Raw genomic sequence first — 26,043 nt, 5'->3', positions numbered from 1 at the left:
CTCACGCTCCCGTGGCGACGAGGAGGGCGGCGACCACCAGGACGACGGTGCCGGCGAGCAGCGCGCTCACATAGGTCTGCACATTGCCGGTCTGGGCACGCCGTACGGCCGTGCCCAGCCAGCGGGGTAGGGCGCCCGCGCCGCGTACATAGGTGTCGACGACCTCACGGTCGAGGAACCGGACGAGCGAGGCTCCGGCCTGCACCGGGCGGACGAACAGCGCGGTGTACACGGCGTCGAGGTGGAAGCCGACGGCCGCGTGGCGGTGCAGCGGTCCGAGCAGCAGTCGGCCCGGGTCCGCCGGGTCGGGGACGTAGGCCACGTCTCCGAAGGCGGGTTCGTGGGCGGCGATGGCCTCGGCCTCGACCTGTCCGGCATCGGCGCCCGGGTGGGCCGCGACCGCGCCCATCGGTCTGCGGGCCGCCAGGGGGGTGGTGTGCCGCCAGGCGCCGTAGGTGACGATCACGCCGACCAGGGCGAGCCCTGTGCCGAGCACCGAGGTGGTGAGGACCGGCGTCAGGTCACGGCCGTCGAACCAGTCGGGCAGCGGACCGATCGCCAGGCCGAAGACGAGCGACGGGACGGCGAGCACCCAGAGCACCGCCGTCATGGTGACCGGCTGCCTGCCGTGGTCGGGTGCTTCGGCTCCGTGCCCGCGGAAGGCCAGCAGCCACAGCCGGGCGGCGTACGCGGCGGTGAGGACGGCGGTGATCAGACCGGTCACCAGGACGATCCAGCCGGAGGCGCCGGGGGCCTGCTCGGTGTGGCCGGTGGCGACGTGCTCGGCGGCTCCGAGGACGGCCTCCTTGGAGAAGAAGCCGCTGAACGGAGGGATCGCGGCGAGCGCGAGCAGGGCCACGGTCATCGTCCAGTACGCGTCGGGGACGCGGGTGCGCAGGTCCTTCATACGGGACATGACGGCCAGCGAGTTGGTGCCGGAGGCGTGGATGATCACGCCGGCCGCGAGGAAGAGCAGCGCTTTGAAGGCACCGTGAGCGAGGAGGTGGAAGACGGCGGCACCGCGGTCGCCGACGGCGAGGGCGCCGGCCATGTAGCCGAGTTGGCCGATCGTCGAGTAGGCGAGGACGCGCTTGATGTCGTCCTGGGCGAGCGCGGCGAGCCCCGAACCGACCATCGTGACACCGGCCATGACGGCGAGGACGACCATCGCGGCCGCGGAGGCCTGGAAGACGGGGAGGAGCCGGGCGACGAAGTAGATGCCGGCGGCGACCATCGTCGCGGCGTGGATCAGCGCGGATACGGGTGTGGGGCCTGCCATCGCGTCGGGCAGCCAGGTGTGGAGCGGGAACAGCGCCGACTTGCCCGCCACGCCCGCGAGGAGCAGCAGGGCGACCACGGTCGGGTGGTGGAGTCCGCCGCTCGCCACGGTGCCGAGGACCGTGGTGATCCGGAAGGAGCCGGCGTCCGTGGCCAGCGCGAACAGGCCGATGAGGAAGGGGACGTCGCCGAGTTTGGTGACCAGGAAGGCCTTGATGGAGGCGGCACGGGCCTCGGGTGTCTCCCAGTAGTGGCCGACCAGGAAGTACGAGCAGATGCCCATGACCTCCCAGCCGACCAGAAGCACCATCAGGTCGCTGGAGTAGACGACGAGCAGCATCGCGGAGGTGAACAGGGAGACGAGAGCGGCGTACGAGGGGTAGCGCGGGTCGTCGCGCAGGTAGCCCGTCGAGTAGATCTGCACACAGGTGGCGACGACGCCGACGAGTACGGCGACGAGGGCGGCGAAGCCGTCGATGTGCAGGCCGAGTTCGATGGGGACCGAGCCGGTCGGGGTGAGTTCGGTGCGCGAGTCGATGGCCTGGCCGCCGCCTTGGCGCACGGCGACCAGCACGGCGAGAACGAGCGACGCGAGAGTGGGCAGTACGGCGAGCGGGCGGACGAAGCCCGGGGCCGTTCGGCCGAGGAGGAGTCCGGCCGCGGCGCCCAGGAACGGAAGGAGGGGGACGAGGACGGCGAGGGTGGTCGTGGTCACGCGGTGGCCTCAGCCTTCTCGGCCGCGGGGGCGTCGCTGTCGGGGTCGTCGCTGTCGGGGCCGTGGCCCTCGGCGGTGTCACGGAGCTTGTCGATGTCCGAGGTACCGCGGTTGCGGTACACGGCGAGGACGATCGCCAGGCCGATGCCGATCTCGGCGGCGGCGATGGCGATGGTGAACAGGGTCAAGGCCTGGCCGGAGTGCAGCGTGTCGCGGGCGGCCTTGGAGAGCCAGACGTCGAAGGCGACGAGGTTCAGGTTGACGGCGTTGAGCATGAGCTCGACCGACATCAGGACCAGGATCGCGTTGCGGCGCGCGAGGACTCCGTACAGGCCCGTGCAGAAGAGGAGGGCGGCGAGCACGGCGGGATAGGCGAGGTGCATCAGCGGGCTCCTTCCTTGTCGTCCGTGCCTTGCCGGCCGCTGCGGCTGCCGGGGACGTGCGGGGTGGTCGTCGCGGCCGCGTCCGTCTTCGCCTTGCGGGAGAGGACGATCGCGCCGACCAGGGCGGCGAGGAGGAGGACGGAGAGCGCTTCGAAGGGAAGGACCCAGTTCTGGAAGAGGCTCGCTCCGGTCACCTCGGTGGAGCCGGCGGCGGCGCCGTTCAGATCGACCCAGGTCGTACGGAAGGCGTCGACGACGACCCAGACCAGGGCGCCGGCCGAGGCGACGGCCACGGTCAGGGCGGCCCAGCGGTTGCCGGAGTCGGCGTCCGGGGAGCGGCCGATCGGGGCCCTGGTGAGCATCAGACCGAACAGGAGGAGGACGACGACGGAACCGACATAGATGAGGACCTGCACCCAGGCGATGAACTCGGCCGTCAGCAGCAGGTATTCGACGGCTAGGCCACCGAGGGCCACCACCAGCCACAGGGCGGCGTGCACCAGTTGCTTGGTGGTGACGGTGACGATCGCGGCGCCGAAGGTGACCAGGCCGACGAGGAGGAAGGCGATCTCGACGCCGGTCGGGGAGAGGAAGCCGTGGTCTCCGGCGGCGACGGTGGTCGCGTGGGCCGCCGTGGCCGTAGCTGCTGCGAAGGTCACGACTGTCCCTCCTGCGGACCGGAGGAGGGTGTGGCCAGGGGATCGGTCGGAGCGGAAGCCGAGGAGTCGGCCTGCGCTTCCGGAGTCGCCTGCCCTGCCCGCCCAGCTTGCCCAGCTTGCTCGGCCTGTGCTGCCTGTGCTGCCTGCCCAGCCCGCTCGGCCTGCCCAGCTTGAGCTGCCTGTGCTGCCTGAGCTGCTTCGGCCTGTGCTGCCTGCTCTGCTGCCTCGGCTTGAGCTGCTTGTTCGGTGGCGAGTTTGTCGGCGGTCTTGCGGGCGGCGGCGACTTCCTTCGGTTCCTCGGCGCCGGGGTCGAGGGCGGGCGGGGCCGGGACGGTCCACATCCACTCGCGGAGCTTGTCGCGTTCGTGGGTGAGTTCGTGGATGTCGGTCTCCGCGTACTCGAACTCCGGGGACCAGAACAGCGCGTCGAAAGGACAGACCTCGATGCAGATACCGCAGTACATGCACAGGGAGAAGTCGATGGCGAAGCGGTCGAGGACGTTGCGGCTGCGCTCGCGGCCACCCGGGGCGGCGGGCGGGACCGTCTCCTTGTGGGAGTCGATGTAGATGCACCAGTCCGGGCACTCGCGGGCGCACAGCATGCAGACCGTGCAGTTCTCCTCGAAGAGGCCGATGACGCCACGGGTGCGGGGCGGGAGTTCGGGCTGGGCGTCCGGATACTGCGCGGTGACGGTCTTCTTCGTCATCGTGCGGAGGGTGACGGCCAGGCCCTTGGCGAGGCCGGAGCCAGGGATGGGAGCCATGGTTACGCGATCACCACCTTGACGATGCCGGTGAGGGCGATCTGGGCGAGGGACAGGGGAACGAGGAGGGTCCAGGAGAGTTTCTGGAGCTGGTCCTCGCGCAGGCGGGGGTAGGTGACGCGGAGCCAGATCACGACGAAGGCGAGGATCGCGGCCTTCAGGAGGGTCCAGACCCAGCCGAGGCCGTCGGCGCCCCAGGGTCCGTGCCAGCCGCCCAGGAAGAGGACGGTGGTCAGGCCGCACAGGACGACGATTCCGGCGTACTCGGCGAGCAGGAACAGGGCAAAGCGCAGGCCGGTGTACTCGGTGTAGGCGCCGAAGATGATCTCGGAGTCGGCGACGGGCATGTCGAAGGGGGGCCGTTGGAGTTCGGCGAGGCCGGCGACGAAGAACACGATCGCGCCGACGATCTGCCAGGGCAGCCACCACCACTCGAAGGCGTCCACGATGCCCGGGAGCGAGACCGTGCCGGCCGCCATCGCCACCGAGGCGGCGGTCAGGAGCATCGGGAGCTCGTACGCCAGGAGCTGGGCGGCGGTGCGGAGGCCACCGAGGAGGGAGAACTTGTTGGCCGATGCCCAGCCCGCCATGAGCGAGCCGAGGACGCCCACGCCCATGACGGCGAGGACGAAGAAGATGCCCGCGTCGACGACCTCGCCGACCGCGCCCTCGCCCGGGCCGATGGGGATGGCGAGGAGGACCAGGAGGTACGGGAGGAGGGCCACGGCGGGGGCGAGCTGGAAGATACGCCGGTCCGCGCCCGCGGGGACGATGTCTTCCTTCTGGGCGAACTTGACGCCGTCCGCGACGAGTTGGGCCCAGCCGTGGAAGCCGCCGGCGTACATCGGGCCGAGGCGGCCCTGCATGTGGGCCATCACCTTGTGCTCGGTCTGGCCGACGATCAGGGGAAACGTCAGGAACACGGCGAAGACGACGAGGAGGCGTAGGGCGACGTCGAGAGCGTCGTTCACTGCGTGCCTCCGGAGGGGTCGTCGGGGGTGGGTGCGGATTTCGACTCGGGAGTGGCGGCGTATGTCGAGTCGCCGGATGTCGAGTCGGGGCTGGGCTTCGCCTTCGGCCCGCGATGGGGCTCCGGCTCGGACGTTGCTTCCGGCTCGGGCGTTGCCTCCGGCTGGGACGTTGCATCCGGCTGGGGCTCGGGTGTCGCCTCCGGCTCGGACGTCGCCTCCGGCTGGGGCTCGGGCTCCCGCCCGGACTCCGGCTCAGGCACATGCTCAGGCACGTGCTCGGGCTCAGGCACGTGCTCGGGCTCAGCCTCCGCGTCCGGCTTCGCCGACGGCTCGGGTTCCGGCTCAGGCACGGGCGTCGGCGTGGGCTTCGGCGCCTGCTGCGCCTTTGGCGGCGCCTCCTCGAACGCGGGCTTGGCGTGGTGCCACGGAGCGTCAGAACTGCGCGGCGCGGCAGGCCTTGCCGCTGGGGCGGGTTCGGGTGTCGGCGCGGGCCCTGCCGCAGGCCCCGTCGTGGCGTCGGAACCGGTTGCCTGCTGGGCACTCGCCGGGGAGGTCAGCTCGGTCGGCGCCGTTGGCCCACTCTGAGCGCTCGGAGCCGCCGGAACCGTCGGCTCGGTAGGAACCGCCGGAGCCACCGTCGGGTCTGTGGGAGCCACCGTCGGGTCTGTGGGAGCCACCGTCGGGTCTGCTGGAGCCACCGTCGGGTCGGTGGCAGCCGTCGGGTCTGTGGGAGCCGTCGGGTCTGTGGGAGTGGGGCTCTGTGCCCGTTGGGTCGCGGAACCCTGGCTGGCGCTGCGGGCTCGGCGTGCCGGGCGCGCGGCATCCGCACCGGAGGCGGCATCCGCCTCCGCGGAAGCCGCACCCGCGCCAGTAGCACCTGCGGCGGCGGCAGGTACCTGGCTGGCTGAGCCCTCCCCCGCCGTGCGGGCCCGGCGCACCGGGCGGTCGCCGGCCGGGCGGGCCGCGCCACGGGCCGGGCGGGACGGGGCCGGGGGAAGCTGGCCCTTGAGGGGGCCCCACTCGTTGGGGTCGGGGACGCCGGGCGGCAGCATCTGGCGGCGCTTCGGACCGCCGTGCTCGGACTCGCCGGGTTCCTTCGCGCCGGGCCAGGCCTTGGCGACGCGGGCGGCCAGGACGAAGTCCTTGCGCAGGGGGTGGCCTTCGAAGCCCTCCGGCAGAAGCAGGGGGTCGAGGCCGGGGTGGCCCTCGAAGGTCACCCCGAACATCTCGTGCGTCTCGCGCTCGTGCCAGGCGGCGCCCGCGTACACGGAGACCGCCGACGGCAGGACCGGGGTCGCGTGCGGGACGGTCGTACGGACGAGGAGGCGGCGTACCGGGGACAGGGCCACGACGTGGGCCGAGACGTAAAAGCCCGTGCCGGGTTCGTCGACGGCGCTCAGCCAGTCGAAGTAGGTGCAGCCCAGCGTGTCGCGGGCGGTCTCCAGGGCCGAGATCCAGGACGCCGGTGGCACGTCGACCGTCAGGACCTCGTACGACTCCTCGGCCGTGGCGTCGGGGCCGAAGAGCTCCTCGGCGGGGCTGGGGAGCCAGCCGACGGTCATCGGTCCTCCTCACCGGGGGCGGTCGCATCCGTCCCCGGAACACTCGTCGCCGAAGGGACCGGAGGCTTCACCAGGCCGCTCTGGAGTGCGGCGGCCGACGGGCGCGGCGCGTCGGACCCGTACCGCTCCCCCAGCGACTCCCGGGCGATCTTCTCCTGGAGCTTGAGGATGCCCTGGAGCAGGGCCTCGGGGCGGGGCGGGCACCCGGGGACGTAGACGTCGACGGGGATGATCTGGTCGACGCCCTTGGTGACGGAGTAGGAGTCCCAGTAGGGGCCGCCGCAGTTGGAGCAGGCGCCGAAGGAGATGACGTACTTCGGTTCGGGCATCTGCTCGTACAGCCGCTTGACGGCGGGCGCCATCTTGTCCGTGACCGTGCCCGACACCACCATCAGGTCGGCCTGGCGGGGGCCCGGCGCGAACGGGATCACACCGAGCCGGATGAAGTCGTGGCGGGCCATCGACGCGGCGATGAACTCGATCGCGCAGCAGGCGAGGCCGAAGTTGAAGACCCAGAGCGAGTAGCGGCGGCCCCAGTTCAGGACCACCTTCATGGGCTCGGGGGCGAGCCGGGCGAGCGCGCCGAGCCGTTTCGGCTCGGGCAGCAGCACCGGCTGGTCCGGGGCGGAGGGGGTCACGTCCATGTCAGGACGCCCTTCTTGTATGCGTACAGCAGGCCCACGGCCAGGAAGCCGAGGAAGATGAACATCTCGACGAGCGTCGCGGCGCCGTAGCCGGGAGCGGCGAAGACCGTGGCCCAGGGGAAGAGGAAGATCGAGTCGACGGCGAAGATGACGTAGAGGAACGCGTACACGTAGTAGCGGACCTGGGTGTGGGCCCAGCCCTCGCCGACCGGGTCGACGCCGCACTCGTACGTCAGGAGTTTCTCGGGGGTGGGGACCACGGGCCGCAGCAGGCGCCCGGCCCCGAACGCGACGGCGACGAACAGCACGCCCACGACGACGAGCAGCCCGACGACCGAGTAGGACTGGAAGTAGTCCGCCGCGACGACAGCCCCGGTCGCCGTGACAACGGTCGGTTCCGGCACGACAGCCCCTCACTCCCTGACCTCGTTGCGCGCCCCGTCGTGCGCCGTCGCGCACTCTGTGATGCGCCATGTTCGACGATCTGTACGGACGGGAGTCTAGGGCCTGCTAAAGAGAGCGTAAGCAGCCCGTCACGCCTCGACCATCCCTCGACCACCGTGGACTCGTTCACGTCTCACGGTGTGAACGTGTCCCGGCGGTACCTCGTCGTCACATCCTGTGCCAGGTCGCCGTCAGGTCCTGTGCCAGGTCGCCGTCACGTCCGGCTCACCCCTGAGGGTGGGGTTTTCCCCAGTGCATCCCGGCGGCCCACCTCATGGCGCGGCGGCGCGCCGCCGGGCAGGCTAGCGGATATGACCGAACGCATCCCGCCCGCCAGTCCGCCGGACGATCCGTCCGACGGTGACCGGCTGCCCGCCGCTCGCCTCGCCCTCGACGCGCAGACCTGGAAGGAGATCGCCCATCTCCTGGTGAATCTGCCCGCCTCGATCATCGGTTTCGTGTACGTGGTGGTGATGCTGGCCACGGGCGCGGGGCTGGCGGTGACGGTGGTCGGGCTGCCGCTGCTCGCGGCCGGGCTGCGGGGGGCGCGGCAGCTGGGCAAGGCGGAGCGGGCGCGGGCGCGGAAGCTGTTGGGGCTGCGGATCGACGAGCCGAGCCCGTTGCCGGTGCGCCGGACCAGCTTCTTCGGCTGGCTGTGGTCGAGCCTGAAGGACCCGGTGGGCTGGCGGGCGGTGCTGTACGACCTCATACGGCTGCCCTGGGGCATCGTCACCTTCACGGTGACGCTCGTATCGCTGTTCGTGCTGTGGCCCGTGCTTCCGTTCATCGCACGGGGGCTGACGAACGTGGACCGGGCGCTGGTGCGCGGACTGCTGTCGCCCTCCGACGAGTTGGAGCGGCGCATCGCCGAACTGGAGTCGGACCGCGGGGTCGTGGTCGACACGGCGGCGGCCGATCTGCGCCGCATCGAACGCGATCTGCACGACGGGGCGCAGGCCCGGCTCGTCAATCTCGCGATGGGGCTCGGCCTGGCCAAGGAGAAGCTCCTGGAGGACCCCGACGCCGCGGCGGTGATGGTCGACGAGGCGCACGGCGAGGTGAAGCTCGCCCTTCAGGAGCTGCGTGATCTGGCCCGCGGTATCCACCCGGCGGTCCTCACCGACCGGGGTCTGGACGCCGCCCTGTCCGCGATCGCCTCGCGGTGCACGGTTCCGGTGAAGGTGACCGCCGAACTGGAGACGCGGCCGGCCGCCGCCATCGAGGGCATCGCGTACTTCACCGTCTCCGAGCTGCTCCAGAACGTCAGCAAGCACAGCGGGGCGCGGTCCGCGTCCGTCGAGGTCTGGCGGACGGACGAGCGGCTGCTCATCCAGGTCGCGGACGACGGCCACGGCGGGGCCGGTCTCGACGGCGGTACGGGCATGGCGGGGCTCGCCGACCGGCTCGGCGCCGTGGACGGGCTGTTCGTCGTCGAGTCGCCGGTGGGCGGCCCGACGGTCATCACGGCCGAACTGCCGTGGCGGGACAGGCAGAACGAGCCCGCGCAGTAAATGGGCCCGCCCATGTCCACGGGGTAGGGAAAACCCCCGGTCCAAGACGCCGATCCGCTCCATGTCCGGTGGGCGTCCCGGACGGCAGGGTTGAGGTAGGAGCCGACGCGCAGGACGAGGCGGGGCGCAGGACGAGACGAGAGAACGGACGAACCGATGGCCACGGAGTACGGACACGGATACGGGCACCGGAGCGGGCCCGGATTCGACGAGGCGGGTGCCGGCGAGCGGCGTCACCGTCTTCCGGCCCCGCTGCGGGCGCCGATCGAGGCCCGCAGCTGGCGTGAGTTCGGTTACGTGATGCTGGGCCTGCCGCTCGGGATCATCATGTTCACGTTCGCCGTCACGATGGTCTCGCTCGGTGCGGGCCTGCTGATCACCTTCCTGGGCATTCCGGTGCTCGCCGCCGCGCTGGCCGGCTGCCGCGGCTTCGGGTCGCTGGAGCGGGCGCGGGCGCGCGGGCTGCTCGGTCTCGAGGTGGCCGAGCCCGAGCCGCTGCGGATGAAGAAGCACGGGGCGATGGCGTGGATGGGCGCCGTGCTCAAGAGCGGCACGTCGTGGCGGCACCTGCTGTACGCGGTGGTCCAGTTCCCGTGGTCGGTGTTCTCCTTCGTCGTGGCGCTGAACTTCTGGGCGTACGGGTGGGCGCTGCTGACGTATCCGCTGTGGTTCTGGGTCTTCCCGATGTACGGCGGTCAGGGCGGACTCCAGCTGTACGGCGACGGGTCGCACTCCGTCTATCTCGACAATCCGTTCGAGATCACGGTGACCGCGCTGGTGGGGCTGCTCTTCACGTTGGCGACCCCGTGGATCGTGCGGGCGCTGACGATTGTGGACCGGCTGATGGTGCACGGGCTGCTCGGCCCCTCGCGGCTGGCCACGCGCGTGGTGGAGCTGGAGTCCGACCGGGGGGTCGTGGTCGACACGGCCGCCGCCGACCTGCGCCGTATCGAGCGCGATCTGCACGACGGGGCACAGGCCCGGCTCGTCGCCCTGGCGATGGACCTGGGGCTCGCCAAGGAGAAGCTGACCGAGGACCCGCAGGCCGCGGCGCGGATGGTGGACGAGGCACACGGCGAGGTGAAGACGGCGCTGCAGGAGCTGCGGGACCTCGCGCGCGGTATCCATCCGGCGGTGCTGACCGACCGCGGGCTCGACGCCGCGCTGTCCGCGGTGGCCTCGCGGTGCACGGTGCCGGTGCAGGTGGAGGTGGATCTGCCGGCACGGCCGGCGCCCGCGATCGAGGGGATCGCCTACTTCACCGTCTCCGAGCTGCTCCAGAACATCAGCAAGCACTCCCGTGCGACGCGGGCGACCGTGGATGTGTGGCGGGTGGAGAACCGGCTGATGATCCAGGTCGGCGACAACGGGGTCGGCGGGGCCGATGTCTCCGAGGGGTCGGGCCTGGCGGGGCTGGCGGAGCGGCTCGACGCGGTGGACGGAATCCTGGTGGTGGACTCGCCGGTGGCCGGTCCCACCCGGGTCACGGCGGAGCTGCCCTGGCGGGGGTGAGTCGCCCTGCCGGGGGAGAGATCTGGCTCCGGGGCGGTGCCCCCACTCCGGGTGGGGGCACCGCCCCTGCCACGAGACCCGGGGTGCCCGTCACGGGTACCTCACAGGGGTGCCCGCGGCGGTACAGCGGTACGCCACCCGGGGTGTCCATGGCGGTACGGCGGTACCCCACCGGGGTGCGGGGTACACCGGGTGGAGGCCCGCAGCGGTACCCCACCCGGGGTGCGATGCCCCACCCGGGGTGCGGTACCCCACCCGGGTTGCGATGCCCCACCCCGCCGCGAGGCCCGGGGGTGCCCACCAGAGGTCGGTCGGGATCGGTCGGGCATCCATGACGGAAAGATCAATCCTCCGAGCCACACCCCTATTCACGTCGCGTATTCACGTCGCCCGGGCGCATCCCGGTCCGAATGCTGGAATGCTGGGGTCTGTCGTACGAGCGGGGACGAACCCGGCCGGACCGGGGACGGTCCGGGGTGGGCTCTGGGGGGCCGAGAAATCGTGGAGGACAGGGTGCGAGTGGTCATCGCCGAGGATTCAGTGCTGCTCAGGGAGGGCCTGACCCGGTTGCTGACCGACCGAGGGCACGACGTGGTGGCGGGGGTCGGGGACGGCGAGGCGCTGATCAAGACCATCACCGAGTTCGCGGCGCAGGACGCGCTGCCGGACGTCGTGGTCGCGGACGTGAGGATGCCGCCGACACACACCGACGAAGGCGTGCGGGCGGCCGTACAGCTGCGCAAGGCCCATCCCGGACTCGGGGTGCTCGTGCTGTCGCAGTACGTGGAGGAGCGCTACGCCACCGAACTGCTGGCCGGTTCGAGTCGCGGCGTCGGCTATCTGCTCAAGGACCGGGTCGCCGAGGTGCGCGAGTTCGTGGACGCGGTGGTGCGGGTGGCCCAGGGGGGTACCGCGCTCGACCCGGAAGTCGTGGCGCAGCTGCTCGGCCGCAGCCGCAAGCAGGACGTGCTGGCCGGGCTGACCCCGCGGGAGCGGGAAGTGCTGGGGCTCATGGCCGAGGGCCGTACGAACTCCGCCATCGCCCGCCAGCTGGTGGTCAGCGACGGTGCCGTCGAGAAGCATGTCAGCAACATCTTCCAGAAGCTGGGCCTGTCACAGAGTGACGGGGATCACCGGCGTGTTCTGGCCGTCCTCACCTACCTGAACTCCTGACCGGCTGACACTGTGTCAGTTGTTGAACAGAACCAAAGGGTGGGCCAGGAGCGTCATTCGAAGAAAGAACCGGGGGCGGGAAAAATCGTGACAAGTCAGGGCGTCAGACCGTCTCAAATTAGTGTCCATTATGCGAATGGCCTAAGGAAGGCGACCCTTACCGACGTAGGGTTGAAAAAGGAAGGGTCTACGGGAAGGCCCATCCCGGACAGCCGCCTCAAAGGAGGTCCAGTTCAGTGACGAGCAAGGTCAGCAGCCCAACGGAACAGGCCGACGAAGCCGTCGTAGGAGTACAGCGCAAACCGCCGGGGGCGAAGGACGTCCGCCGGCTCGACCGGGTCATCATCCGGTTCGCGGGGGACTCCGGTGACGGTATGCAACTCACCGGCGACCGCTTCACCTCGGAAACTGCCTCCTTCGGCAACGACCTCTCGACCCTGCCGAACTTCCCTGCCGAAATCCGCGCGCCCGCAGGCACCCTGCCGGGCGTTTCGTCTTTCCAACTGCACTTCGCCGACCACGACATCCTCACCCCCGGCGACGCGCCCAACGTCCTCGTGGCCATGAATCCGGCGGCCCTGAAGGCGAACATCGCCGATGTGCCGCGCGGTGCGGAGATCATCGTCAACACGGACGAGTTCACCAAACGGGCGATGCAGAAGGTCGGCTACGCGACCAACCCGCTGGAGGACGGCTCACTGGACGGCTACAACGTCCATCCCGTCCCGCTCACGACGATGACCGTCGAGGCGCTCAAGGAGTTCGAGCTCTCCCGCAAGGAGGCCGAGCGCTCCAAGAACATGTTCGCGCTGGGTCTGCTGTCGTGGATGTACCACCGGCCGACCGAGGGCACCGAGAAGTTCCTGCGGACCAAGTTCGCCAAGAAGCCCGCCATCGCGGCCGCCAACCTCGCCGCGTTCCGAGCCGGTTGGAACTTCGGCGAGACGACGGAGGACTTCGCCGTCTCCTACGAGGTCGCGCCGGCCTCGAAGGCCTTCCCGACCGGCACCTACCGGAACATCTCCGGGAACCTCGCCCTGTCGTACGGTCTAATCGCCGCCTCCCGGCAGGCCGATCTGCCGCTCTACCTGGGGTCTTACCCCATCACCCCGGCCTCCGACATCCTGCACGAGCTGTCGAAGCACAAGAACTTCGGGGTGCGGACCTTCCAGGCCGAGGACGAGATCGCGGGGATCGGCGCGGCGCTGGGCGCGGCGTTCGGCGGCTCCCTCGCCGTGACGACGACGTCCGGTCCCGGCGTGGCGCTGAAGTCGGAGACCATCGGGCTCGCCGTCTCGCTCGAACTGCCGCTGCTCGTCATCGACATCCAGCGCGGCGGACCGTCGACCGGCCTGCCGACCAAGACCGAGCAGGCCGACCTGCTCCAGGCGATGTACGGGCGCAACGGCGAGGCCCCGGTGCCGGTGGTCGCGCCGAGGACTCCGGCCGACTGTTTCGACGCGGCGATGGAGGCGGCCCGGATCGCGCTGGCGTACCGGACGCCCGTACTGCTGCTCTCCGACGGTTACCTGGCCAACGGCAGCGAGCCGTGGCGCATCCCGGAGACCGACGAACTCCCGGACCTGCGTGTGCAGTTCGCCCAGGGGCCCAACCACACCCTGGACGACGGCACCGAGGTCTTCTGGCCCTACAAGCGTGACCCCGGGACCCTCGCCCGCCCCTGGGCCGTTCCCGGAACACCCGGCCTGGAGCACCGCATCGGCGGTATCGAGAAGCAGGACGGCAGCGGCAACATCTCCTACGACCCCGCCAACCACGACTTCATGGTCCGCACCCGCCAGGCCAAGATCGACGGCATCGACGTGCCCGACCTCGACGTCGACGACCCCACCGCGGACACCGAGAACGCGGCCGACACCCTTGTCCTGGGCTGGGGTTCGACCTACGGACCCATCACCGCGGCGGTACGCCGGCTGCGCACCGCCGGGGAGCACATCGCGCAGGCCCATCTGCGCCACCTCAACCCTTTCCCGCGGAATCTGGGCGCGGTGTTGAAGCGTTACGACAAGGTGGTGATCCCCGAGATGAACCTCGGTCAGCTCGCCACGCTCGTACGGGCGAAGTATCTGGTGGACGCGCACTCGTACAACCAGGTCAACGGTATGCCGTTCAAGGCTGAGCAGCTCGCCACCGCTCTCAAGGAGGCCATCGATGGCTGACACGTCAACGGAAGGCTCGGGCACGATCGAGGCGCTTTCTCTCGTCCCCAAGGCCGAGGCCAGGCAATCCATGAAGGACTTCAAGTCCGATCAGGAAGTGCGCTGGTGCCCCGGCTGCGGTGACTACGCGATCCTCGCCGCCGTCCAGAGCTTCATGCCCGAACTCGGCCTGGCGAAGGAGAACGTCGTCTTCGTCTCCGGCATCGGCTGCTCGTCCCGCTTCCCGTACTACATGAACACCTACGGGATGCACTCCATCCACGGCCGCGCCCCGGCCATCGCGACCGGACTCGCCTCCTCCCGCCGCGACCTGTCCGTATGGGTCGTCACCGGCGACGGGGACGCCCTGTCCATCGGCGGCAACCACCTCATCCACGCCCTGCGCCGCAACGTCAATTTGAAGATCCTGCTCTTCAACAACCGTATTTACGGCCTCACCAAGGGCCAGTACAGCCCGACGTCCGAGGTCGGCAAGATCACCAAGTCGACGCCGATGGGCTCCCTGGACGCGCCTTTCAACCCGGTGTCGCTGGCGATCGGCGCCGAGGCGTCCTTCGTGGCCCGGACCGTGGACTCGGACCGCAAGCACCTCACCGACGTGCTGCGACAGGCCGCCGCCCACCCCGGCACCGCGCTGGTTGAGATCTACCAGAACTGCAACATCTTCAACGACGGCGCCTTCGAGGTCCTCAAGGACAGGCAGCAGGCCGAGGAAGCCGTCATCCGCCTGGAGCACGGACAGCCCATCCGCTTCGGCACCGACGGCGCCCGCGGTGTGGTCCGCGACCCGCACACCGGCGACCTCAAGGTCGTCACCGTCACCCCCGACAACGCGTCGCAGATCCTCGTCCACGACGCGCACACCGCGTCCCCCACCGCCGCGTTCGCGCTGTCCCGCCTCGCCGACCCCGACACCCTGCACAACACCCCCATCGGGGTGTTCCGCTCGGTCGACCGGCCGGTCTACGACACGCAGATGGCCGACCAGCTCGACGCCGCCATCGAACAGAACGGCAAGGGCGACCTCGCGGCGCTCCTCGCCGGCGGCGACACCTGGACGGTCGTCGGCTGAGTCCGTGAGCAGGCGGTTTACAGGTCCTAGGAGGCCCGGGCCCTGAGTGCCCGGGCCTCGTCGTACGCGCTGCGGGCCCGCTCGACGTCGGCCATGCGGTCGCTGGTCCACAGCGCCAGCGACCGTACCTGCTCGGCGGCCTCGCGGCCCAGGTCGGTGAGCGAGTAGTCGACGCGCGGCGGGATGACCGGCTTGGCGTCGCGATGGACGAGCCCGTCGCGCTCCAGGGTCTGCAGGGTCTGGGTGAGCATCTTCTCGCTGACCCCTCTCCCGACCCTGCCGATCGCCCGGCGCAGCTCGCTGAAGCGGTACGGACGCTCCAGGAGCTCGATCAGGACGAGGACACCCCAGCGGCTGGTGACATGTTCCAGGACCAGACGGTAGGGGCACATCGCCTCGCCGGCGTCGTACCCGTCCGCTGCCTTGTTGCTTACGGCCATACCAGTACCTTACTTCAAGGTGGGTACTTTCCAACAGTTAGTGCAGCTCCTAGGGTGAGTGACATCCGAACCCCACAAGGAGATGTACGCCATGAGCATCGTCGTCACAGGAGCCACCGGACACCTCGGCCGTCTCGTGGTCGAGCAGCTGCTGGAGAAGGTCCCGGCCGAGCAGATCACCGCCGTCGTGCGGGACGAGGCCAAGGCCGCCGGCCTCGCGGCCCGCGGCGTACGGCTCGCGGGTGCCGACTACAACACGCCGGAGACCTTCGACGGCCTGTTCGCAGCCGGTGACAAGGTGCTGCTGATCTCGGGCAACGAGTTCGACAAGAACCGCGTCGAGCAGCACCGCGTCGTCATCGACGCGGCCAAGGCGGCCGGCGTCTCCCTGCTCGCCTACACCAGCGCCCCCGGCAGCCTGACGGCCGCGCTGGCCGACGACCACCGCGCCACCGAGGAGGTCCTGCTCGCCTCCGGACTGCCCTACACGCTGCTGCGCAACGGCTGGTACCACGAGAACTACACCGAGAACCTCGCCCCGGTGCTCGCCCACGACGCCGTCGTCCAGGCCGCCGGTGAGGGCCGGATCGCCTCCGCCTCGCGCGCCGACTACGCGGCCGCCGCCGTCGCGGTACTGACCGGCGAGGGGCACGAGAACAAGACCTACGAGCTGAGCGGCGACGAGGCGTGGGGCTTCGCCGAGTACGCCGCCGAGCTGAGCCGCCAGACCGGCAAGGAGATCGTCTACAACCCCGTCTCCGTCGAGGCCTTCACCGGAATTCTGACCGGCGCCGGAGTGCCCGAGGTCTTCGCGGGAATCCTCGCGGGCGTCGACACCTCCATCGAGAAGGGCGAGCTCGCGGTCACCACCGGGGACCTGTCCCGCCTGGCGGGCCGTCCGACCACTCCGATCGCCGAGGCCGTCGCGGCGGCGCTGAAGGACTGACGTCCCCGCCAGATCCGGGGGCCGATCCCACCCGCCTCACCTGTCATGACCGTATGGCGATACGGGCATGACAGGCGGGGGTGCAGGCGCTACCTTCTTCCAGGCTGCACGGAAGTTCCCCGACCGCACGGGAGCGTCCGGAGCGCCGGCGGGCGCGACAGGCGTCCGAGATCGCGGAAGAAGGAGACGCCGGTGGCCGGGAAGTCGAGGGGCGAGCAGCAGATAGGTCTGCTGAACGGCTTCGCGGCGTACGGGATGTGGGGGCTCGTCCCCCTCTTCTGGCCGCTGCTGAAGCCCTCCGGAGCGGTCGAGATCCTCGCCCACCGGATGGCGTGGTCACTGGTGGTCGTCGGTGTCGTACTGCTGGTGATGCGGCGCTGGGCCTGGGCGGGCGAACTGCTGCGGCAGCCGCGCAAGCTGGCTCTGATCACGATCGCGGCGACGGTCATCACGGTCAACTGGGGCGTCTACATCTGGGCGGTCAACTCCGAGCACGTCGTCGAGGCCTCGCTCGGCTACTTCATCAACCCCCTCGTCACCATCGCGATGGGCGTGCTGCTCCTCAAGGAACGGCTGCGGCCCGTGCAGTGGGCCGCGGTGGGCATCGGCTTCGCGGCCGTCCTCGTCCTGACGATCGGCTACGGCCACCCGCCGTGGATCTCCCTCTGCCTCGCCTTCTCCTTCGCCACGTACGGCCTGGTGAAGAAGAAGGTCAACCTCGGCGGCATCGAGTCCCTCGCCGCCGAGACCGCGATCCAGTTCCTGCCGGCGCTCGCCTATCTGCTGTGGCTGGGGTCGCGGGGCGAGGCGACGTTCGGTGCGCAGGCGCCGGGTCACGCCGCGCTGCTCGCGGCGACCGGCCTGGTGACGGCTGTCCCCCTGGTCTGTTTCGGCGCCGCCGCGATCCGCGTGCCGCTGTCCACCCTGGGCCTGCTCCAGTACATGGCCCCGGTCTTCCAGTTCCTCATCGGCATCTTCTACTTCCACGAGGCCATGCCGGCCGAGCGGTGGGCCGGGTTCGCGCTGGTGTGGCTCGCGCTGTCGCTGCTGACGTTCGACGCGCTGCGCGCCGCACGGCAGGGTGCCCGAGCCCTGAGGGAGTCGGCCCGCACCACCGGGGCCGAGGCCGCCACCGATGCGGTGGACATCTCCGCCACCGTCACGGGTGCCGCCGGGGACAGCACGGGTGCCGCTGTCATCGCCGCGGGTGCCGCCGCCGACGGCACGGGTTCCGCCGCGATCGCCGCGGGTGCCGCCGCCAGGCCGGAAGGTTCGCGCAGGACCTCGTAACGGGCGGACTCGGGCAGTCGTCCGCCCTACGGTCCTGTTGGCTTCCGGCCTACGGTCCTGTTGTCCGTCGTCAGCAGGTCTCGGCAGAGCGCGTCCGGGGCGATGCGGCAGGGCCTGCCCTCGTACGACACGGGGGTCGGCCTCGGCGATTCCGTTGCCCGCCCGGTCCTGGAACCACTATGAGTGGCTTCATGACGCCGAATCCCGTGCCCGCACCCACGCCCGTCCACTGGAAACTCGTCATCGACTCCGCCGATCCGCATGCGCAGGCCGACTTCTGGTCCGCCGCGCTCGGTTACGCGGTCGAGGACAACAGCGCCTTCATCGAGCAGTTGCTGAGCCTCGGCGCCCTGCCGGCCGAGGCCACCGTCGACTTCCACGGCCGCCCGGCCTTCCGGGATCTCATCGCCGTACGGCATCCCGACGACCCCTACGACCAGGAACGCGGCACCGGCCTCGGGCGGCGCCTGCTCTTCCAGCGCGTCCCCGAACCCAAGACCGGCAAGAACCGTCTCCACCTCGACCTGCACCCCGGCGAGGGGCGACGTGCGGACGAGGTCGAGCGTCTGACGCAGCTGGGGGCGAGCGTGCTCCGGGAGGTGAAGGAACCGGCGGGCGCGTGGGTGGTGATGGCGGACCCCGAGGGGAACGAATTCTGCGTCCACTGACGCCGGGAGCCGCGGCAGCCCGGTCGCCGTGCCGTCACTCGCCATGGGCGCGGGACGGGCGGGTGTGACGGTCGTCCGCCATGACACCGGCGCGTTCGGCGAGGCGGCCCATGCGGGTGCGGGCCGATTCGAGTTGTTCGAGGTCGTCGGCGGCGGGACCGTCGTCGGCCGCGAGCTCGGTCCACACGCCGATCAGATCGCGCCCGAGGTGCAGACCCTGGAGGGGGTCGCGGACCGCGCGCCACGCGGCGGCCGCGCTCTGGACGTTGCCGTAGGCGGCACGCGCGTCCCGGTGGCGTCGGCGGACCCTCGCGAGGTCGAGCGACAGGTGGAACGACCTGAGGGGGTCACCCGCCAAGTAGGCGATGTACGCGGTCAGTTCGCGCAGCTTCAGCACCTCGGGGTGTTCCTGGCCCAGCGAGTGGCCCGCCTCCGCGACGGCGCGCTCCGCCATCCCCGCGGCGGCTTCGATGCGGCCCATCTTCACGGCCTCGTTGATCCGGGCGACGGGCTCCGCGAGGAACGCCGCCGCGGCGTCCCGCTCCGGGGCCGACTCCTGTGTACTCGGCGCGAGCACCGCCTCGGCGACGGCGTCGAAGCCGCGCACGGGAGCGGGCTTCGGCTCAGGTTCCGGCTCCGGAGCCAGCAGGGACAAGGCCTCCATCGCGGGGGCCGGCTTCCGCTCGGGAGCGGCGGCCCTGGGCTCGGGCGCGGACATCCGCTCGGGGGCGGCCGTCGGCTCGGAGGCGGGGTCGGCCAGCGGGGCCGGCCCGAACTCCCCCGCCGGAGCGGGCGCCGCGGTGGCCGCCGACTCCGGCACCGCCCGCAGCACATGCGTCGACGCGCTTCCGGGCAACGGCTTCGGCTCCGGTACCGCTCGCAGCACGAAGGTGGACGGCGTGGGCGTGCCGGGCGCAGCGGGCCCGGCCGCGGGCAACGGTTCCTGGCCGGAGACAGGAGCCAGGGCCCCACTCGCCGGAGCAGCTCCCGTGTCGGCCGCCCTGCCGGCGTCCGCCGCCACGACCGGCTCGGACATCGCCGCGGGGGCGGTCGCGTGCGGAGTCGCGTGCGCGGACTCCCGGGCCACCACCGGCGCGGGCTGCGGCTGCGGCTGCGGCACGAACTCGGCCGTCACCGCAGGCTCGGGCCTCCGCGCAGGCGCGGGCTGCGGGGCGGGAGCGAACTCGGGCGGCGCCACCGGCGCAGGCTGCGGCACGAACTCCGCCGTCACCGCAGGCTCGGGCCTCCGCGCAGGCGCGGGCGCGGGCGCCTGGGCTGCGAGCGGGTCGGGCTTCGGCGCCGCCGTGGGCGGAAGTGCAGGTGCAGGTGCAGGTGCCGGTGCCCGTGTAGGTGTAGGCGCCGGTGCGGACGTATTCGGTTCCGGTACCGCCCGCAGGACGTAAGTCGCCTTGTCCCGGCGCGGAGCACCCGGTGTCTCCGGGGCCTCCGCCGACCGCTCGGCGGACACCGGGGCGGGCGGAAGCGGCGGAGCCGGCGGCTCCGGACGCCGCTGCGCCGACGGCTGCGGCGCGTGGACCGGCGGCAGCGGAACCTCCTGGGCCGGAGGCAGCGGGACATCCCTGACCGGATGCTGCGGGCGCTCCTGAACCGGGGCGGGCGGACGCTCCTGAAGCCCGGAGTGCGGGCGCTCCTGAACCGGGGCGGGCGGACGCTCCTGAAGCCCGGAGTGCGGGCGCTCCTGAGCCGGGGCGGGCGGACGCTCCTGGGCCGACGGCTGTGGGATCTCCCGGGCCGGAGGCTGCGGGCGCTCCTGAGGCGGGGGCTGTGAGAAGTTCCGGGCCGGAGGCTGGGAGTGTCCCTCGGCGGGCGCGTGCCGGTGCTCCTGCGCCGGGGGCCCCGCTTGTCGCTGAGCCCGCTGCTCGTGCGGCGGCTGCGACGCCTGGGGGGCCACGCGTACCGGCTCGCCCGTGTAGCGGCTGGAGCCGTCGACGTGCACCTGGAGCGGTACGACGAAGCCGATGCGTTCGTCGTGGATGGTGGCGAGGACCGGGTGGCCGGTGGCGAGGGCGAGGCGGTGGAGGTAGTTCAGGACCGCGCCCTGCACCGTCTCACCGGGTGCGGCCACGATCGGCATCCCGCCGACCGTGGCACCACCTGCGGTCGCCGCGGCGCCCTGGCCCGCGGCCCCCACCGCGCCGTCCGCCGACGCCGGTACGTGGACTTCGATCGGCGTCGTTCCGGTGGTCGGCTGCCCCCCGGCACCGACCGCCGAGCGCTGCCGCTTGAGTTCCCGCTTCTGTTCGCGGCTGAGTCGAGACATCGGTTCCCTCACGAAGGGGTGGTCGCGGACGAGGACGAGAATGAGGTCGAAGAGGGTGACGGCCACGGCGGGGTCGCCGCCTCCACCGTCTCCACGTCGGCGACGCGCCAGGGGCGGCCGCCACCCGACCGGGTGAGCTTGAGGTAGACACTCGCGCGCGGGCCCGTGCCGGTCCAGCCGTCGCGGCCGTGGGCGGTGCCCTCCACGAAGAGGGCGCGATAGGCCAGGACGGCGGTGTCGGCGGGGCCGTCGGCGTCGTCGTCAGCGCTCACGGCCACCGTGGTCCACGCCCGGTGGCCGGCCCAGGTGTTCCACTGGTCGCCCGCCCCGCTCGCGGGGTGGTACGACCGCTCGGCCGCGGCCTTGGGCGCGGTGAACCAGCGGGCCGAGCGCAGCAGGGCATCGTGCGGACCGTAGTCGTACTTCGTGTCATGGCCGTACACCACCTCCGCCCACGCCTCCGATACTTCCGTCGCGTCCGTCCCGTCGACGCCCGACGGGTTCGGCACATGTGCGTCCGCGCCCAGCGGTCTGCCCGACGGGAGGGGTGCCTTCGGTGCCACGGACGGCACCGCGGACGGCGACGAACCCGGCACGCCCACCGCATCACGATGGTCCCGCAAGCCACAGCCCGTCAACGCCAGTACCCCGGTCACGGACACGACCGCCAGCGCGGCGACCGTCCTCCTGCGCACACCCGTACGGTCCCCCGCACGCATTCGGGTTCGTATCCCCGTTCGCGACTCCGTACCCGTACCCGTACCCGTGCCCGTACCCGTGCCCGTACGCGTCGTCCTCATCCTCGCCTCCCTCCTCACTTCAGCCCCAGCCAGGGTGCCGGGTCCACGTACGTGCCGTTCTGCTGGACCTCGAAGTGCGCGTGCGGTCCGGTCGAGAGGCCGGTCGATCCCACCTCGCCGACCCGCTGGCCGACCCGCACGTGCTGGCCGACGCTCACGCTGGGGCGGCCCCTCATGTGGTTGTACGTCGTCGAGATCCGGTCGCCGTCGATGGTTCCGTGGGAGATGACCACACGGTTGCCGTAACCGTTGGACCAGCCGGCGAAGGTGACCGTGCCGTCCCGGGCCGCCTTGAACGGCGTACCCGCCGCGGCGGCGAAGTCGATGCCGGTGTGCAGCTTTCTGACATGCAGGATCGGGTGCATGCGCATGCCGTACGGGGAGGTGATGCGCGGCGTGCCGGGAAGCGGCATGGCCATCTGCTGCCCGTCGGGAATCCTGCCCGGGGGATCGTCCACCGACTCGTACTTGGATATCAGGGACTTGATGCGGGCGACGTAGTCCCGTGTCTCGGTGTACGGGGGCATGCCGCCGTACTGGTGCACCGCGCCGGGTCCCGCGTTGTACGCCGCGAGCGTGAGGTCGAGGGTCTCGCCGCTCGCCTCGCCGCGCCTCTTGTAGCCCTCGACCTGCTGGGCGAGGGCGCAGTCGTAACGGCCCTGGGCCATGATCGCGTCCCCGGGGTCGTACGGGGAGGTCCGGCCGTTGCCGTCGTCGTCCCTGCCCCACGTCTGCCAGGTTCCGGGCATGAACTGCGACAGCCCCTCGGCGCCGACCGGCGAACGGGCGTTGGGATTCCAGCCCGACTCGGCCTCGATCTGCGCGGCGATGACCGCCGGCTTGATGACATCGCACAGGGCGCCCGCCTTGAGCACCCAGGGCACGTACTGCTGGGGAACGGCGCCGTCCTTCAGCCCGCCGCCCCCGCCCGACCCGGTGTCCGCCTCGCTCGGCGCTCCGCTCACCGCGACCATCATGACCAGCGGCATGATCACCACGGCGAGACAGCCGCCGACCACCCAGGTCATGGTGGATCCACCCCCGTTGGACATCGGCCCCCCTCGGCCTCAAGATCCGGTCGTGTACATGCAATTGAGTCTCTCGGCTCCCACGCGATTCCCGCGTCACCACGGCGTCACAGACTCGTCCCAGGAACTCACGCCCCGTTACCCAACTCGTAGGGGCGCCGGGAAGATCTGTGGACCGACGAGGGCAGAGAGCGCCCATGCGGGGGATCGAGGGGGTGGCGATGCGAGGAGACGAAGGGGTGGCCGTGCGCGGGAACGAGGGACTGCCGATGCACGCGAGCGACGGAACGGCGCCGCGCGGGAACGAACCGCGCGGGCCGGGCGGGCCCGAGGTATGGGTTCGCGGACCGGTCGGCGAACCGGAACCACCACGGCAGCCGTACGAGGAGGACCGGCAACTCGTCGTGAGCGCACGGCAGTTCTCCTGGGTCGCCACCCACGGCGGAGCCGGCGCCTCCACGCTCGCCACGGTCTTCGGCGGCCATGACGCGGGCCGCAACTGGCCCCGCCCGGACCAGGGCGAGCCTGGCTCGGTCCTGCTCGTCGGGCGTACGCACGCGGCGGGACTGGACGCCGTCTCGCACACCCTGGACATCTTCCGTCGCGGCGACGCGCCGCCGGGACTCGATCTCGACGCCATAGTCCTGGTCGCGGACGCGCCCGGCCGGCTGCCGCGTCAACTCACCCAGCGCGTCAAGGTGATCAACTCGGTCATAGACGTCTACCGGGTGCCATGGATACCCGCGTGGCGCACCGGCGAGCTCACCGTCCCGCTGCCGCGCGACATCGCGTCACTGGCCCGACTGACCGGGAGGACCGCGCCATGACCGCTCTGCACGTGATCGCCGCCGCCGCGCTGGCCGAAGGCCCGCCGCAGGGCGTCGCCGCCGAGCTCGACAAGGTCCTCGGCATCATCGCGTGGCTCGTCACCGCTGCCGGCGTGGCGGGCCTGATGATCGTGGGCTCCCGGATGGCGCTCGCCGTCAAGTCCGGTGACGGGGATGAGCACTTGAGCCAGTTCCTGATGGTCATGGGCGCCTGCGTCATCGGCGCCACGGCGGGGCCGATCGTCGGTTTCGTGCTCTGACACACCCACGCTCCGACCGGCCCCGCGCGCCCCGCACGCCGCACGCCGCGCCCCGCGCCCCGCACGCCGCACGCCGCACGCCGCACGCCGCACGCCGCACGCCGCACGCCGCACCCGACGCACGGCGTCCATCGAAGATCCTCCGAGGCACCCTCACATCTGAGGGTGCCTCAGTTTTTTTCCGGGTCCCCCACCTCGTATTTCATGACGGTCTCTTCCCGTCTGTCACGGACACGTCACCGACAGGTGCTGGATCACTACATCGCTTGGCCCGGACTCACAGTTGTCGCCAAGCTCACTGTGCAACCGGGAACCCGGGCGTCCCACGATCCTCCACCGCCCTCAAGTACCGCTCACAGCAAGCACGTTCCGCTCACGGCAAGCACGTACCGCTCACAGCGGGCAGGTGCCGCTCGACCACAGCAAGTGCCGCTCAGCCCGGCAGGTTCCGCGCACGTCCAGCACGTGTCCGCGGGCAGTCGGCCACATCGGGGAGAAGCCATGTTCAAGGCGACAGCAGCCAAGGCCCACCAGTACATCTACCTGGCGGACGGAAAGGTCCCCGACCCCAACCGCGACGCGCCGGGCGCGCTGACCGGGAAGGTCGACACCGTCCTCGGCATCCTCGCCTGGGCCGGCACCGCGGCGGGCGTCGCGGGTGTGCTCATCACCGGCGCCATGATGGCGATCTCGATGCGCCGCGGCGAGGGCTCGGAGCACATGGGCCGGCTCGGCATGGTGCTCGGCGGCTGTGTCCTGGTGGCCACCGCCGGCCCCGTCGTCACTTTCGTCTTCGCCTGACCCACGCCCCGTCAGAACCTGATGCGAAGGGAGCGCAACCATGCTGAACTCCGGTCGGCCCCAAGGGGGCAGCGGGGAGTGGGAGCAGCCGTTCTGGCAGCAGCGAGGCTGGATCCTGTCGGCCGGGTTCCTGCTGGTGCTGCTCGTGCTCGCCGGCTTCACGATGATGAGCGGAGGCAACGGGAAGCCAGCGGACGCATCGGGTGATCCCGGCCGGCAGCCCACCTCGACCGCCGGCCCGGACCGGGGCGGCAGGCCGGACACCCGCCCCGCAGGCTGCCGCACCGACGACGGCGACCAGGCCAAGCCCACCCGGGCCCCGAAGGACTTCACCTGGAAGGCCGACGGCACGGGCCTGGTCCCGGTGTCCCGGACGGTGGGCCCGCTCACGTTCGACGGACCGGTGTGGTCCTGCTACGCCCGTACGCCGATGGGCTCCGTCATGGCCGCCCACGCCATCACCGACCACCTCAGCTACCCGGGCTGGCGCAAGGTCGTCGACCGTCAGGTCGTCCCCGGCGCGGGCCGCGACGCGCTCGTCGAGAGCCGTGCCGCGGCGGGCGACAAGCCGACCTCGGGCACACCCGACGGGGGCGGCTACGCCGGCTTCACCGTCCTGTCGTACGACAAGGGGAAGTCGACGGTGATGTTCGTGGTGCGGGTCCCCGGCAAGGACGCCTACGGCACCGCGTCGGTGACCCTGCGGTGGCTGGACGGCGACTGGAAGCTCGCGCCCGACGCCGACGGCACCGTCTATTCGGGGATGTCGCAGATCAGCGGCACCAAGGGCTTCGTCACCTGGGAGGCATGAGATGGCTTGTTCCTGGCGGGTGTACGACTGTGTGATCGACGAGATCGGTACGCAGTTCACCGACAGTGCCGTGGTGGCCTTCGCCAAGGCCATCGGCGACGCGACCGCGGACGTGCTCAAGGCGCTCAACGGCGTCTGGATGAACGTCGACGTGGAGGACCCCTCCGGACCCATCGGCCTGATCGACCAGCAGGTCGACTGGATCGTCGCCTATGTGGCCGTGGCCTCGCTGCTGATCGCGGCGATCCGCATGGCGCTGGAGCGCAAGGGCCAGCCGATGAAGCAGGCGTTCATGGGGATGTGGAAGGTCATCCTCGTGGGCGCGGTCGCCGTGCCGGTGGTCCAGGCGCTCACCCGGGCCTCCGACCTGTACGCACAGCATGTGTACGCGAAGTCCGACCTCGGCAACACGGCGTCGACGATGCTCGGTGTGCTGACCCTCAACCAGCCGGGCCTCATCCTCATCTTCGGCCTGCTGGTGATGCTGTCGAGCTTCGTGCAGATCTGTCTGATGTACATCCGCATCGGCGTCATGATCATGCTCGTCGGCACACTGCCGCTGGCCGCCGCCTCCTCGATGACCGGGTGGGGCGAGGGCTGGTGGAAGAAACACGTCGGCTGGCTCGCGGCCTGGCTGCTCTACAAACCAGCGGCCGCGCTCATCATCTACTCGGCCACGTCGATGACCGAGGACACCAAGAACCTCGACCAGACCATCGCCGGTCTGGGCATGCTGATCATGGCCGTGTTCGCCCTGCCGGCCCTGCTCAAACTGATCGTTCCGGCGACCGCGGCGCTGGGCGGCACCTCAGGCGGCACGGTCGCCCTGAACGCGACCAACAACATCGCCACCGGCGCCGTCAGCATCGCCGCGGGCGGCGGAGGCGGGGGCGGCGCACCCGGTCCGCAGGGCTCGCCGTCCGCGGGCGCCGGAACTCCGGCCGGCGGTGGCGCGGGCGGCTCGGCGGGCGGCGCCGGAGCCGCGGCGGCCGGAGGCGGTGCCGCTGCCGCGGGCGCGGCCAC

General features: G+C 71.1%; 25 protein-coding genes. 13 read left to right on the top strand and 12 right to left on the bottom strand.

What is annotated here, in order from left to right; all coding sequences use genetic code 11:
- Position 1: 1 nt before the first annotated feature.
- From ABZX90_RS23195 to ABZX90_RS23160, 8 genes are read right to left on the bottom strand one after another with little or no spacing between them, the layout of a single operon-like run.
- Positions 2 to 1,993 (bottom strand): NADH-quinone oxidoreductase subunit L, encoded by a 1,992-nt coding sequence (locus ABZX90_RS23195; protein ID WP_355207593.1) that lies wholly within the window; start codon positions 1,991 to 1,993, stop codon positions 2 to 4.
- A complete protein-coding gene (gene nuoK / locus ABZX90_RS23190) occupies positions 1,990 to 2,376 on the bottom strand; it encodes an NADH-quinone oxidoreductase subunit NuoK (RefSeq protein ID WP_351124695.1) in 387 nt (128 codons plus the stop codon). The genes ABZX90_RS23195 and nuoK overlap by 4 nt, the downstream gene beginning before the upstream one ends.
- Complete coding sequence (locus ABZX90_RS23185; RefSeq protein ID WP_351124692.1) at positions 2,376 to 3,035, bottom strand: NADH-quinone oxidoreductase subunit J; 660 nt, start codon at positions 3,033 to 3,035, stop codon at positions 2,376 to 2,378. Before ABZX90_RS23185 ends, nuoK begins: the two co-directional genes overlap by 1 nt.
- Positions 3,032 to 3,799 carry an NADH-quinone oxidoreductase subunit I gene (locus tag ABZX90_RS23180; protein ID WP_355207588.1) on the bottom strand — a complete coding sequence of 256 codons (768 nt, stop codon included), beginning with the start codon at positions 3,797 to 3,799 and terminating at the stop codon, positions 3,032 to 3,034. The genes ABZX90_RS23185 and ABZX90_RS23180 overlap by 4 nt, the downstream gene beginning before the upstream one ends.
- A 2-nt stretch (positions 3,800 to 3,801) precedes the next feature.
- Entirely contained in the window at positions 3,802 to 4,770 is a 969-nt protein-coding gene (locus ABZX90_RS23175; protein ID WP_351124687.1) for a complex I subunit 1 family protein, read from the bottom strand.
- A complete protein-coding gene (locus ABZX90_RS23170; protein ID WP_355207585.1) occupies positions 4,767 to 6,332 on the bottom strand; it encodes an NADH-quinone oxidoreductase subunit C in 1,566 nt (521 codons plus the stop codon). The genes ABZX90_RS23175 and ABZX90_RS23170 overlap by 4 nt, the downstream gene beginning before the upstream one ends.
- Positions 6,329 to 6,976, bottom strand: a complete 648-nt coding sequence (locus ABZX90_RS23165; protein ID WP_351124683.1) for an NADH-quinone oxidoreductase subunit B family protein — start codon at positions 6,974 to 6,976, stop codon at positions 6,329 to 6,331. The genes ABZX90_RS23170 and ABZX90_RS23165 overlap by 4 nt, the downstream gene beginning before the upstream one ends.
- Positions 6,967 to 7,380, bottom strand: coding sequence for an NADH-quinone oxidoreductase subunit A (locus tag ABZX90_RS23160; protein ID WP_351124680.1), 414 nt, complete (start codon positions 7,378 to 7,380; stop codon positions 6,967 to 6,969). The genes ABZX90_RS23165 and ABZX90_RS23160 overlap by 10 nt, the downstream gene beginning before the upstream one ends.
- 351 nt (positions 7,381 to 7,731) lie before the next feature.
- Between ABZX90_RS23160 and ABZX90_RS23155 the strand changes: the two genes are divergently transcribed.
- The 5 genes from ABZX90_RS23155 to ABZX90_RS23135 all read left to right on the top strand — a co-directional run bounded on the left by ABZX90_RS23155 (position 7,732) and on the right by ABZX90_RS23135 (position 14,868).
- Positions 7,732 to 8,931, top strand: a complete 1,200-nt coding sequence (locus ABZX90_RS23155; RefSeq protein ID WP_351124677.1) for a sensor domain-containing protein — start codon at positions 7,732 to 7,734, stop codon at positions 8,929 to 8,931.
- Between the two features lie 156 nt (positions 8,932 to 9,087).
- Positions 9,088 to 10,443 (top strand): sensor domain-containing protein, encoded by a 1,356-nt coding sequence (locus ABZX90_RS23150; RefSeq protein ID WP_355207580.1) that lies wholly within the window; start codon positions 9,088 to 9,090, stop codon positions 10,441 to 10,443.
- Positions 10,444 to 10,956: 513 nt separating this feature from the next.
- Positions 10,957 to 11,616, top strand: coding sequence for a response regulator transcription factor (locus tag ABZX90_RS23145; protein WP_351124758.1), 660 nt, complete (start codon positions 10,957 to 10,959; stop codon positions 11,614 to 11,616).
- Between the two features lie 236 nt (positions 11,617 to 11,852).
- A complete protein-coding gene (locus tag ABZX90_RS23140; protein ID WP_355207577.1) occupies positions 11,853 to 13,796 on the top strand; it encodes a 2-oxoacid:acceptor oxidoreductase subunit alpha in 1,944 nt (647 codons plus the stop codon).
- Positions 13,789 to 14,868, top strand: coding sequence for a 2-oxoacid:ferredoxin oxidoreductase subunit beta (locus ABZX90_RS23135; RefSeq protein WP_351124669.1), 1,080 nt, complete (start codon positions 13,789 to 13,791; stop codon positions 14,866 to 14,868). The genes ABZX90_RS23140 and ABZX90_RS23135 overlap by 8 nt, the downstream gene beginning before the upstream one ends.
- Positions 14,869 to 14,894: 26 nt before the next feature.
- Here ABZX90_RS23135 and ABZX90_RS23130 read toward each other — a convergent pair whose 3' ends face one another.
- A complete protein-coding gene (locus ABZX90_RS23130; protein ID WP_355207574.1) occupies positions 14,895 to 15,308 on the bottom strand; it encodes a helix-turn-helix domain-containing protein in 414 nt (137 codons plus the stop codon).
- 91 nt (positions 15,309 to 15,399) lie between these two features.
- Between ABZX90_RS23130 and ABZX90_RS23125 the strand changes: the two genes are divergently transcribed.
- The 3 genes from ABZX90_RS23125 to ABZX90_RS23115 all read left to right on the top strand — a co-directional run bounded on the left by ABZX90_RS23125 (position 15,400) and on the right by ABZX90_RS23115 (position 18,212).
- On the top strand, positions 15,400 to 16,254 hold the full coding sequence (locus ABZX90_RS23125) for an SDR family oxidoreductase (protein ID WP_355207571.1): 855 nt from the start codon (positions 15,400 to 15,402) through the stop codon (positions 16,252 to 16,254).
- Positions 16,255 to 16,446: 192 nt separating this feature from the next.
- The gene (gene rarD / locus ABZX90_RS23120; protein WP_355207568.1) at positions 16,447 to 17,544 is read left to right on the top strand and encodes an EamA family transporter RarD; all 1,098 of its coding nucleotides are present in this window, start codon (positions 16,447 to 16,449) and stop codon (positions 17,542 to 17,544) included.
- Between the two features lie 191 nt (positions 17,545 to 17,735).
- On the top strand, positions 17,736 to 18,212 hold the full coding sequence (locus ABZX90_RS23115; protein WP_355207565.1) for a VOC family protein: 477 nt from the start codon (positions 17,736 to 17,738) through the stop codon (positions 18,210 to 18,212).
- A gap of 34 nt (positions 18,213 to 18,246) precedes the next feature.
- Here ABZX90_RS23115 and ABZX90_RS23110 read toward each other — a convergent pair whose 3' ends face one another.
- From ABZX90_RS23110 to ABZX90_RS23100, 3 genes are all read right to left on the bottom strand, one after another.
- Positions 18,247 to 20,559, bottom strand: coding sequence for a hypothetical protein (locus tag ABZX90_RS23110; RefSeq protein ID WP_355207562.1), 2,313 nt, complete (start codon positions 20,557 to 20,559; stop codon positions 18,247 to 18,249).
- Complete coding sequence (locus ABZX90_RS23105) at positions 20,502 to 21,188, bottom strand: hypothetical protein (protein ID WP_355207559.1); 687 nt, start codon at positions 21,186 to 21,188, stop codon at positions 20,502 to 20,504. The genes ABZX90_RS23110 and ABZX90_RS23105 overlap by 58 nt, the downstream gene beginning before the upstream one ends.
- 119 nt (positions 21,189 to 21,307) lie before the next feature.
- Positions 21,308 to 22,321 (bottom strand): peptidoglycan DD-metalloendopeptidase family protein, encoded by a 1,014-nt coding sequence (locus ABZX90_RS23100; protein ID WP_351124648.1) that lies wholly within the window; start codon positions 22,319 to 22,321, stop codon positions 21,308 to 21,310.
- 269 nt (positions 22,322 to 22,590) lie between these two features.
- On the opposite strand from ABZX90_RS23100, the gene ABZX90_RS23095 reads away from it, so the two are divergent.
- The 5 genes from ABZX90_RS23095 to ABZX90_RS23075 form a co-directional block, all read left to right on the top strand.
- Positions 22,591 to 23,148, top strand: coding sequence for a DUF6668 family protein (locus tag ABZX90_RS23095; RefSeq protein ID WP_355207810.1), 558 nt, complete (start codon positions 22,591 to 22,593; stop codon positions 23,146 to 23,148).
- Positions 23,145 to 23,408 carry a hypothetical protein gene (locus tag ABZX90_RS23090; protein WP_351124645.1) on the top strand — a complete coding sequence of 88 codons (264 nt, stop codon included), beginning with the start codon at positions 23,145 to 23,147 and terminating at the stop codon, positions 23,406 to 23,408. Before ABZX90_RS23095 ends, ABZX90_RS23090 begins: the two co-directional genes overlap by 4 nt.
- Before the next feature lie 501 nt (positions 23,409 to 23,909).
- Entirely contained in the window at positions 23,910 to 24,209 is a 300-nt protein-coding gene (locus ABZX90_RS23085) for a hypothetical protein (RefSeq protein WP_351124642.1), read from the top strand.
- Between the two features lie 40 nt (positions 24,210 to 24,249).
- The gene (locus ABZX90_RS23080; RefSeq protein ID WP_351124639.1) at positions 24,250 to 25,020 is read left to right on the top strand and encodes a hypothetical protein; all 771 of its coding nucleotides are present in this window, start codon (positions 24,250 to 24,252) and stop codon (positions 25,018 to 25,020) included.
- Between the two features lies 1 nt (position 25,021).
- The coding region (locus ABZX90_RS23075) for a hypothetical protein (protein WP_355207554.1) at positions 25,022 to 26,043 on the top strand (1,022 nt) is incomplete at its 3' end.

This window comes from Streptomyces sp. NPDC002935 (assembly GCF_040611295.1).
In the GTDB taxonomy this organism is placed as follows: domain Bacteria; phylum Actinomycetota; class Actinomycetes; order Streptomycetales; family Streptomycetaceae; genus Streptomyces.
The sequence above is the reverse complement of the archived record's forward strand: the minus strand, read 5'-3'. Positions and strand labels throughout refer to the sequence as shown.